This is a genomic window from uncultured Sphingomonas sp. (assembly GCF_913062585.1).
In the GTDB taxonomy this organism is placed as follows: domain Bacteria; phylum Pseudomonadota; class Alphaproteobacteria; order Sphingomonadales; family Sphingomonadaceae; genus Sphingomonas.
Genome location: NZ_CAJXWX010000015.1, coordinates 89,269 through 98,317 on the forward strand (window position 1 = coordinate 89,269; position 9,049 = coordinate 98,317).

The window sequence follows — 9,049 nt, forward strand, 5'->3', positions numbered from 1 at the left end:
CTGTTCCCCGGCGAAGGCCGGGGCCCAGTTGCGGTGCCTTATCGGAAGCGCAGGGCATTTGCCTCCCACTCGGGGATGTCCCACCATCTCAACCGAATAGAAACTGGGCCCCGGCCTTCGCCGGGGAACGGCTGATAAACGGACCTCTCGCTCGCCCCCCGTTCAGCCTGAGCGAAGTCAAAGGCCAAGGGACCTACCTTGCCAAGATCACATCGCTGGGCATGCACTCTGACGTCGCTCAGTGCGAAAAGAGGTGGTCGCGAGCCCCCCCTCGCCTCAAACCGTGAAGCTCTCTCCACACCCGCACGCGCCCTTGGCGTTGGGGTTCTGGAACACGAACCCGGCGGTGAAGTCGTCCTCGACCCAGTCCATGGTCGAGCCGATCAGGTACAGGATCGATCCGCCATCGACGAACAGCGTGCCGCCCGGCGTGTCGATCTTTTCGTCGAACGCCTTGGCCTCGGTCACGTAATCGACCGAATAGGCCAGCCCCGAACAACCCCGGCGCGGGGTCGAGAGCTTGACGCCGATCGCCCCCTCCGGCGCGCGCGCCATCAGCTCGGCGACCCGCGCCTCGGCCGAGGGGGTCAGGTTCAACGCAGCGGGGCGCGGACGCAGGGTGGTCGCCATGATCAGAGCATCCCCAGTTCGAGCTTGGCCTCGTCCGACATCTTCTGCGGATCCCAGGGCGGATCCCAGATCAGGTTGACGTCGGCGGTCGCGATCCCCGGCACCGCCGAGACGCGCAGTTCGACCTCGCCCGGCATCGACTCGGCAACCGGGCAATGCGGCGTGGTCAGCGTCATGGTGACGACCGCATGGCCGCCCTCGGTCACTTCGACGCCGTAGATCAGCCCCAGGTCATAGATGTTGACCGGGATTTCGGGGTCGAAAATATCCTTCAGCGCGTCGATGATCCCGTCATACAGCGCCCCGCCCGGCTGGGTCGGATCGTCGGCGGTCGGCTTTTGCGAAAGGAAGCCCGACAGATAATCGCGCTGCCGCTCGGCCGGTGCCTCGACCACGTCCTGCACGCGCGCCTTGGGCGGCTGCTCGACGCTTTCGACCTCTTCGATCTTGAAACTGCTCATCCGAAAATCCTCGTGACCCGCCGGACACCATCCACCAATGCCGCTACGTCATCGGGTCCGTTATACACGCCGAAACTCGCCCGTGCGGTGGCGGGCAGGCCAAGCGCCTCCATCAAAGGCTGGGCGCAGTGATGGCCCGCCCGGATCGCCACCCGGCTCTCGTCCAATATGGTGCCGATGTCGTGGGGATGAACCCCCTCGACCGCGAAACTGACGATTCCGGCGGAGTCCTCCGGGCCCAGCAGACGCACCGAATTGATCGCCGACAGCCCCTCTCGCGCCTTGGCAACGAGCGCCGCCTCATGCGCATGGATCGCGTCGAGCCCGATGCCACTCACATAGTCGATCGCGGCATGGAGCCCCAGCGCACCGACGATATGCGGCGTTCCCGCCTCGAACCGGCCGGGCGGCGGGGCGTAGGTGGTCTTCTCGAAGCTCACCCGATCGATCATCGAGCCGCCACCCTGATAGGGCGGCATGCCCTCCAACAGTTCCGGCCGCGCCCACAGCACGCCAATACCGGTCGGACCGTAAAGCTTGTGGCCGGAAAAGACGTAGAAGTCGCAATCCAGTGCCTTCACGTCCACCGCGATGCGCGGCACCGCCTGGCACCCGTCGAGCAGGATCTTCGCGCCCACGCCATGCGCCAGATCGGCCGCACGGCGGCCATCCAGCACCGAGCCCAGCACGTTCGACACATGGCCCAGCGACACCAGCTTGTGCGCGGGCGTCAGCATCCGCTCCATCGCGTCGAGGTCGATGTGGTGGTCATGGGTCAGCGGCAGCACGTCGATCGCGACGCCCAGCCGCTCGGCGACCATCTGCCACGGCACGATGTTGGAGTGATGCTCCAGCATCGACAACAGGATACGGTCGCCCGCCTTCAAGTGGGTCGCAGCCCAACATTGCGCGACGAGATTGATCCCCTCGGTCGCGCCGCGCGTGAAGACGATCTCGTTCGGCGACCCCGCGCCGATGAATCGCGCGGTCGCTTCGCGTGCCTTTTCATACGCCACGGTCATGTCGGCCGAGCGCTGATAGACGCCGCGATGCACCGTGGCATAGCTGGTGTCATAGGCCCGCGTAATCGCGTCGATCACCATTTGCGGCTTCTGCGCGGTCGCGGCGGTGTCGAGATAAGCCCAGCCGTCCGGGATCGCGGGGAAGTCCGCGACGCGATCGAGCGGAGATGCGGTCGTCATCAAATCCTCCCCAAGCTGCGCTTGGGGAGGGGGACCATCGCGCCAGCGATGGTGGAGGGGCAAGCCCCTCCGGCCCCTCCACCCCTCGCTTCGCGAGCGGTCCCCCTCCCCGCGCAAGGCGCAGGGAGGATTTGGGTGGTCGGCATCAAAGCGCGGCCTCCAGCCAGGCGTCGGCGTCCTCCGCAAAGGCCTCGCGCACCACCTCGTTACCGATCCGGTCGATCGCATCCGCCACGAAGGCCCGCGTCAGCAGCGCCTGTGCACGCGGCTTCGGGATGCCGCGGCTCTGCATGTAGAACAGCGCGCGCCCATCCAGTTCGCCCACGGTCGCGCCATGTGCGCACTTCACGTCGTCGGCGAAGATCTCCAGTTCGGGCTTCAAGTTCACCGTCGCCGTCCGCTGGAGCAGCAGGCCGCGAAGCGACTGCTCGCCATCGGTCTTCTGCGCATGACGCGCGACTTCGACCCGCGCGGCCAGGCTTGCCTGGCTGCGATCGGCAGCGACCGCGCGCCACAGCTGATGGCTCTGGCCGTTCAACGCAGCGTGGCGCAAGGCCACCGCGCATTCTTGGCGCAATTCGCCCTTGGTCAGCAGCGCGCCGCCGAACTCGGCATAGGCGCCGTCGCCGGTCTGGGTGATGCCGCCATCGATCCGCGCGCCCATATTGCCCGCCGCCAGGAAGGTCGCCGTCAGGCTTGCCCCCTCGCCCAGCTCGGCTTCCTCACGCAGCGAGACGAAGCCGTCATCCTGCAACAGCCGAATCGCCCGCATCAGCCGCGCCGAGGCCGCCAGCTTCACCCGCGTCAGCCGGTTGGTCCAGCCGCGCCCGACATAGGTCTCATAGACCTGCGCCGCCGCATCCTCGGCCAGCACGATCTCGGCGGGCAGGTGATTGACCGCGCCGCTGGCGACATGGACGATCTGCACCGGCTCCGCGACCGCATCGCGATCCAGCCGCAGTGACCAGCCACGCCCCAGCGCCTGCCTGCCCAGCGGGTGGTCGCTGGCGTCGATCTGGGTCAGCTTGACCGGACCGAGATTGCTGGCGCTTTCGTCCAGCACGCCGTCGACGAACAGCAACCGCGCGCCCGGCAGATCGAGGAAACGATCCGCGTCCGCGACCGGCGCCGCGCGCTTGCTCTCAGCCGCTCGACGCAATGCGTCGATATCGGCCCAGCGCCATGCCTCTTCGCGGGTCGAAGGAAGATCCAACACGTCCACCATCAATTCCTCCCCATCTCTGATGGGGAGGGGGACCGCCGCGAAGCGGTGGTGGAGGGGCGAGGGGCGAACGCCCCTCCACCACTCGGCTTGCGCCGAGCGGTCCCCCTCCCCGCGCTCCGCGCAGGGAGGATTTTCAGGGCGCGGCTCATGCGTCCACCCCGGCATAGCCCTCACGCTCCAGTTCGAGCGCGAGTTCGGGGCCGCCCGTGCGCACGATGCGGCCATCGGCCAGCACATGCACCCGGTCGGGCTGCACATAGTCGAGCAGCCGCTGATAATGGGTGATCAGCAGCACCGCCTTGTCGGGCGCGCGCATGATGCGGTTGATGCCGTCGCCGACGATGCGCAGCGCGTCGATGTCCAGGCCCGAGTCCGTCTCGTCCAGAATCGCGAATTTGGGGTTCAATATGCCCATCTGAACCATCTCGTTACGCTTCTTCTCGCCGCCGGAGAAACCGACATTGACCGGACGCTTGAGCATGTCCTGGTTCAGGCCCAGCCCATCGGCCTGCGCACGGGCGAGCTTCAGGAACTCGGCGCCCGACAGCGCCGCTTCCTCGCGCTGGGCGCGCTGCGCGTTCAGGCTTTCGCGCAGGAACTGGACGTTGGACACGCCGGGAATCTCGACCGGATATTGGAAGCCCAGGAACAGCCCCGCGGCGGCGCGCTCGTTGGGCTCCAGCTCGAGCAGGTCGATGCCGTCGAACGTCACCGAACCCTCGGTCACTTCGTAACCGGGACGCCCGCCCAGCACATAGCCCAGCGTCGACTTGCCCGCGCCGTTGGGGCCCATGATCGCATGGACTTCGCCCGCATTCACCTCGAGGGTCAGGCCCTTGAGGATCGGCTTGCCGTCAATCTCGGCATGGAGGTTTTCAATTTTCAGCATCAGATTTGGCCTTCGATACGTCATGACGTCGCGGGACGTTTCAAAAATTGTCAAGAATCACCGCATTTGTGGGGCGTAGGGCGGTTTGCGGAAGCGCATGCGGTCGATCAGATTGCGGACCTGCGCGATACGCGCGCGGCGCCCGGCATGTTTGCGATGCGCCACTAGGAAACCGGTCTTGTCGAACCCGTGCTCGGCGATGGTCGCCAGGAACTGCTTGTCGCCGGGCAGGTGCATGATCGCGCATTTCGCCGCCTCGGTCCAGGGACGCATCTTGCCGTTCGTCCGCCGCGACCACCACCGCACGACCATGCCCAGCCCCTCGGGGCCGGCGTTGACGATCCGACCGCCCTGGCGCATCAGCTTCTGGATGGCGGCGTTCACCAGCATCTCGTCACCGACATGCTTCCACTTGCCCACCTGCGCGATATAGGTCGGCCACATCGCCTTGATCTCGGCCGACAGCCTGGTGAAGACATCGCGGTGCCCGACGATGAACTCGCCCCCGAACCACTGGGTGGGCATCGCGCCGTCGCCCAGCAGTTCCATCAGGTTGGCGACATGCGCGGCATCATCCTCGCAATAGGGATTTTCCGCCCAGATATCATAAACATACAGGGCATTCGGATCGTCGCAGCGGATCGGCTCGCAGATGACGAGATCAATGTCGATCAGGCCGACGAAATCGCCATATTCGCCGCGCCCGAATGCATCGATCAGGTCGAGCTTGAAATGGGCCGAGCGAAACGGAATGCCCTCCGGTACGTCCAAGGTGAAGTCGTGCGGCGTCAGTTCGATCGCGCCATCCAGGCCACGACGCTTCAAGATCTGGGCGATACGCGCCGGATCGTTGGTGACGAGGGAAAATTCCATGCCCGCCGCCCGGGCCGACTTCGCCACCGTCGCGGCGTTGCGAACATAGATGTCCAGCGGGTCGAGGGCGCCCGCCTCCAAATTGCTGTGCTGCTCATGTCCGGCGCTGGCGTAGAGCATGCCGTAGAGATGGGGCGTCACCGTCGAGGAACCGATATCGGGCGCGAGCGTCATGGTCGTGCTCATCAGCTTTTCCTTGCTTGGCAAAGGGTCATGGTACGCACGATTACTGATGTTCACTCACGCGGGCATCCATGGGCGCGATGGCCAAGCCAAGGCGGATATGACACGCCGCCGTGAACGACACCGCATCATACCGGACGCCCGGCGCCGCTCCAAGACATTCGCGGGACGCGCTGGGACACATCAGCCGACCGAACCCTCCAAGGAAATGCCGAGCAGCTTCTGCGCCTCGACCGCGAATTCCATCGGCAGCTGCTGCAGGACTTCGCGGGCGAAGCCGTTGACGATCAGCGCAACCGCCGCTTCCTGGTCCAACCCGCGCGACATGGCATAGAAGAGCTGGTCCTCGCTGATCTTGCTGGTCGTCGCCTCATGCTCGATCTGCGCGCTGGGGTTCTTCACCTCGATATAGGGCACGGTATGCGCGCCGCACTGGTCGCCCAGCAACAGGCTGTCGCACTGGGTGAAGTTGCGGACATTCTCGGCGGTCGCCGCCACGCGGACGAGGCCGCGATAGGTGTTGTCCGAATGCCCGGCCGAAATCCCCTTCGACACGATGGTCGACCGCGTGTTCTTGCCCAGATGGATCATCTTGGTGCCGGTATCGGCCTGCTGGCGATTATTGGTCACGGCAACCGAGTAGAACTCGCCCACCGAGCCGTCGCCCGCCAGCACGCAGGACGGATATTTCCACGTCACCGCCGAGCCGGTTTCGACCTGCGTCCACGACACCTTGCTGTTCTTGCCCTGGCAGAGCGCACGCTTGGTGACGAAGTTGTAAATGCCGCCGACGCCATTCTCATCGCCCGGATACCAGTTCTGGACGGTCGAATATTTGATCTCGGCATCGTCCAGCGCGACCAGCTCGACGACTGCCGCATGCAGCTGATTCTCGTCGCGCATCGGCGCGGTGCAGCCTTCGAGATAGGAGACATAGGCCCCCTTGTCCGCGACGATCAGCGTGCGCTCGAACTGGCCGGTATTCTCCGCGTTGATGCGGAAATAGGTGGACAGCTCCATCGGGCAGCGAACACCCTCGGGCACATAGACGAAGGTGCCGTCGGAGAAGACCGCCGAATTGAGCGTCGCGAAGTAATTGTCGCGCTGCGGCACGACCTTGCCCAGCCACTTGCGGACAAGCTCCGGATATTCCTTGATCGCCTCGGAGATCGAGCGGAAGATCACGCCCGCCGCTTCCAGTTCCTTGCGGAAGGTGGTCGCGACCGAGACGCTGTCGAACACCGCATCGACCGCGACCTTGCGCGCACCCTCGACGCCCGCCAGCACTTCCTGCTCGGCGATCGGGATGCCCAGCTTTTCATAGGTCCGCCGGATTTCGGGATCCAGCTCGTCCAGCGACGCGATCGTCTTCTTCTGCTTGGGCTCCGCGTAATAATACGCGTCCTGATAGTCGATCGGCGGGATGTTCAGCTTGGCCCAGTCGGGCGTCTCCAGCGTCTGCCACAGGCGGAACGCCTTCAGCCGCCAGTCGAGCATCCATTCGGGCTCGCCCTTCTTGGCCGAGATATAGCGGACCGTATCCTCGCTCAGCCCCTTGGGTGCGAAGTCCTGCTCGATCTCGGTGGCGAAGCCCCACTCATACTTCTTGTTGGCGGCGGCGAGCGCCTCTGCATTCTTCGTGGCCATCAGGCGAATACCCCCGGACGCGGAGACGCGTCCATCACTTGCGATTCAACAGGATCGGCGGCGAGCGTCGCGAGCGTCACCCCGGAAAAGGCGGCGCGTACCGCCTGATTGACGACATGCCAATGCGGCCGGACGCGGCATTGCATTTCCAGGCTGCAGTCGTGCGCGGCGCCGTCGACGCACGCCGTCAGCGCGATCGGGCCGTCCACCGCCTCGACGATGTCGGCCAGGCTGATCGTATCGGCCGGGCGGGCGAGACGGATGCCGCCGCCGGTGCCGCGCGTGCTCTCGATCAGGCCTGCGCCCGCCAGACGGCTCACCAGCTTCTGCGCGGTGGGGAGCGGCACGCCCGTCTGCCCGGCGAGCAGGGTCGCGTTGCTCCGCCCGCCCACGCCTTCGCGCGCGGCGGCGGTCATCATCACGACCGCATAATCGGCCAGGCTGGATAGGCGCATGATCTCCCAATCGGATGGATTTGATCCGATTGGCAAATGGGCGCGGGGGGCCGGTTCGTCAACCGCGAATGCGTGCGGGAATTTCGATGGGTGTGAGTGGTTCGACCACTTCTTAAGCCCCTCCCGTAGACGGGAGGGGTTGGGGAGGGCAACGCCACAAGCGATGGCCTCGGTGAGACTCCCTGCCCTCCCCCATCCCCTCCCGCCTGCGGGAGGGGCGTGAGTCTCATTCAGCGGCCGATCAGGCCCTGCGCGATCTCGTCCGCCACGTCGGACGCCGGATGGCCCGTCTCCGCCGAACGCTGCCACACCTGCTCCAGCCGCTCGGGGATCTTGGCGATGCGCGCCATGACCTCGGCCTCGTCGCCCTGGCCCAGATATTCCAGGCCGACATTGATGATGCCGCCCGCGTTGATGACGTAATCGGGGGCATAGAGGATGCCCGCTTCCGCCACGCGCGCGCCGTCCTCGCGGGTCGCCAGCTGGTTGTTGGCGCCGCCCGCGACGACCTTGGCCTTCAGCCGCTGGATCGAATCGGCGGTCAGCACCGCGCCCAGCGCATTGGGGCTGACCAGATCGACATCGGCGAACAGGATCTCGTCGGCCGAGGCGACGCTGGCGCCCAGTTCCGCCGCCATGGCTTCGGCCCGCGCCTGGTTCACGTCGGCGATGGTCAGGACCGCGCCGTCCTTGGCCAGCAGCTTGGCCAGACCGCCGCCGACCGAGCCGACGCCCTGGATCGCGACACGCACGCCCTTCATGTCGGTCGCACCCAGGCCGCGCTTTGCCGCCGCCTTCACGCCCAGATACACGCCGTGCGCGGTATAGGGGCCGGGGTCGCCGCCCGCCGCACCGCTCGCCACCGGCAGGCCGGAGACATAACGGGTCTGGGTCGCGATGACCTTCATCCGCTCTTCGGACATGCCGACGTCTTCCGCCGTCACGTAACGCCCGCCCAGCGACTCGACCCCGCGGCCGAAGGCTTCGAGCTGTGCGGTGGTGATGACGTCGCCCGGCTTGGCCGCCAGCACCACGCCCTTGCCGCCGCCCAGCGCCAGGCCCGCCATCGCGTTCTTGTAGCTCATGCCGCGCGACAGGCGCAGCGCGTCGGTGATGGCGAGCGCGGGGGTGGCATAGTGCCAGAAACGCGCACCGCCCGCCGCCGGGCCGAGATGGGTGGAATGCACCGCGATGACCGCCTGCAGACCCGAGGCGGGATCGGTGAACAGGTGCACGCCTTCATGCGCGTCGAAATCGGGAAAGCCCCAGTTCGTCATGCTCGTCCTTCGGTCCGACAAATGCGGAACCGGACCGAGACTGCCGACCCGGCCACCCTATCGGCGAGGATTGAGGGGGAACACGGGCGCTGCAGGGGCCGGTGCCGTGGCCAGGATATGGCCTGAAAAGATGGGGCGACCGACGGGACTTGAACCCGCAACTTCCGGCATCACAAGCCGGCGCTCTAACCAATTGAACTACGGTCG

General features: G+C 66.0%; 9 protein-coding genes. All 9 read right to left on the bottom strand.

The window, feature by feature from the left end:
- Window positions 1-276: 276 nt before the first annotated feature.
- Window positions 277-630, bottom strand: coding sequence for an iron-sulfur cluster assembly accessory protein (locus QZ546_RS11500; RefSeq protein ID WP_056430123.1), 354 nt, complete (start codon window positions 628-630; stop codon window positions 277-279).
- A 2-nt stretch (window positions 631-632) separates the two neighbouring features.
- Window positions 633-1,091: an SUF system Fe-S cluster assembly protein gene (locus QZ546_RS11505; protein ID WP_294237426.1), complete on the bottom strand. Its 459-nt coding sequence runs from the start codon at window positions 1,089-1,091 to the stop codon at window positions 633-635.
- The gene (locus QZ546_RS11510; protein WP_294237429.1) at window positions 1,088-2,293 is read right to left on the bottom strand and encodes an aminotransferase class V-fold PLP-dependent enzyme; all 1,206 of its coding nucleotides are present in this window, start codon (window positions 2,291-2,293) and stop codon (window positions 1,088-1,090) included. Before QZ546_RS11510 ends, QZ546_RS11505 begins: the two co-directional genes overlap by 4 nt.
- Before the next feature lie 145 nt (window positions 2,294-2,438).
- A complete protein-coding gene (locus QZ546_RS11515; RefSeq protein ID WP_294237432.1) occupies window positions 2,439-3,518 on the bottom strand; it encodes a SufD family Fe-S cluster assembly protein in 1,080 nt (359 codons plus the stop codon).
- A gap of 145 nt (window positions 3,519-3,663) precedes the next feature.
- Window positions 3,664-4,407 (bottom strand): Fe-S cluster assembly ATPase SufC, encoded by a 744-nt coding sequence (sufC, locus tag QZ546_RS11520; RefSeq protein WP_294237435.1) that lies wholly within the window; start codon window positions 4,405-4,407, stop codon window positions 3,664-3,666.
- A 57-nt stretch (window positions 4,408-4,464) separates the two neighbouring features.
- Window positions 4,465-5,466, bottom strand: coding sequence for a hypothetical protein (locus QZ546_RS11525; protein WP_294237437.1), 1,002 nt, complete (start codon window positions 5,464-5,466; stop codon window positions 4,465-4,467).
- A 180-nt stretch (window positions 5,467-5,646) separates the two neighbouring features.
- On the bottom strand, window positions 5,647-7,110 hold the full coding sequence (gene sufB / locus QZ546_RS11530) for a Fe-S cluster assembly protein SufB (protein WP_294237439.1): 1,464 nt from the start codon (window positions 7,108-7,110) through the stop codon (window positions 5,647-5,649).
- The gene (locus QZ546_RS11535; protein ID WP_294237442.1) at window positions 7,110-7,565 is read right to left on the bottom strand and encodes an SUF system Fe-S cluster assembly regulator; all 456 of its coding nucleotides are present in this window, start codon (window positions 7,563-7,565) and stop codon (window positions 7,110-7,112) included. The genes sufB and QZ546_RS11535 overlap by 1 nt, the downstream gene beginning before the upstream one ends.
- Before the next feature lie 230 nt (window positions 7,566-7,795).
- A complete protein-coding gene (locus tag QZ546_RS11540; protein WP_294237445.1) occupies window positions 7,796-8,842 on the bottom strand; it encodes a Glu/Leu/Phe/Val dehydrogenase family protein in 1,047 nt (348 codons plus the stop codon).
- Window positions 8,843-9,049 lie beyond the last annotated feature (207 nt).

Excerpts from the sequence above, each read along its gene's own strand:
- QZ546_RS11500 (WP_056430123.1), bottom strand. The coding sequence starts at position 630 with ATGGCGACCACCCTGCGTCCGCGCCCCGCTGCGTTGAACCTGACCCCC.
- QZ546_RS11505 (WP_294237426.1), bottom strand. The coding sequence starts at position 1,091 with ATGAGCAGTTTCAAGATCGAAGAGGTCGAAAGCGTCGAGCAGCCGCCC.
- QZ546_RS11510 (WP_294237429.1), bottom strand. The coding sequence starts at position 2,293 with ATGACGACCGCATCTCCGCTCGATCGCGTCGCGGACTTCCCCGCGATC.
- QZ546_RS11515 (WP_294237432.1), bottom strand. The coding sequence starts at position 3,518 with ATGGTGGACGTGTTGGATCTTCCTTCGACCCGCGAAGAGGCATGGCGC.
- sufC (WP_294237435.1), bottom strand. The coding sequence starts at position 4,407 with ATGCTGAAAATTGAAAACCTCCATGCCGAGATTGACGGCAAGCCGATC.
- QZ546_RS11525 (WP_294237437.1), bottom strand. The coding sequence starts at position 5,466 with ATGAGCACGACCATGACGCTCGCGCCCGATATCGGTTCCTCGACGGTG.
- sufB (WP_294237439.1), bottom strand. The coding sequence starts at position 7,110 with ATGGCCACGAAGAATGCAGAGGCGCTCGCCGCCGCCAACAAGAAGTAT.
- QZ546_RS11535 (WP_294237442.1), bottom strand. The coding sequence starts at position 7,565 with ATGCGCCTATCCAGCCTGGCCGATTATGCGGTCGTGATGATGACCGCC.
- QZ546_RS11540 (WP_294237445.1), bottom strand. The coding sequence starts at position 8,842 with ATGACGAACTGGGGCTTTCCCGATTTCGACGCGCATGAAGGCGTGCAC.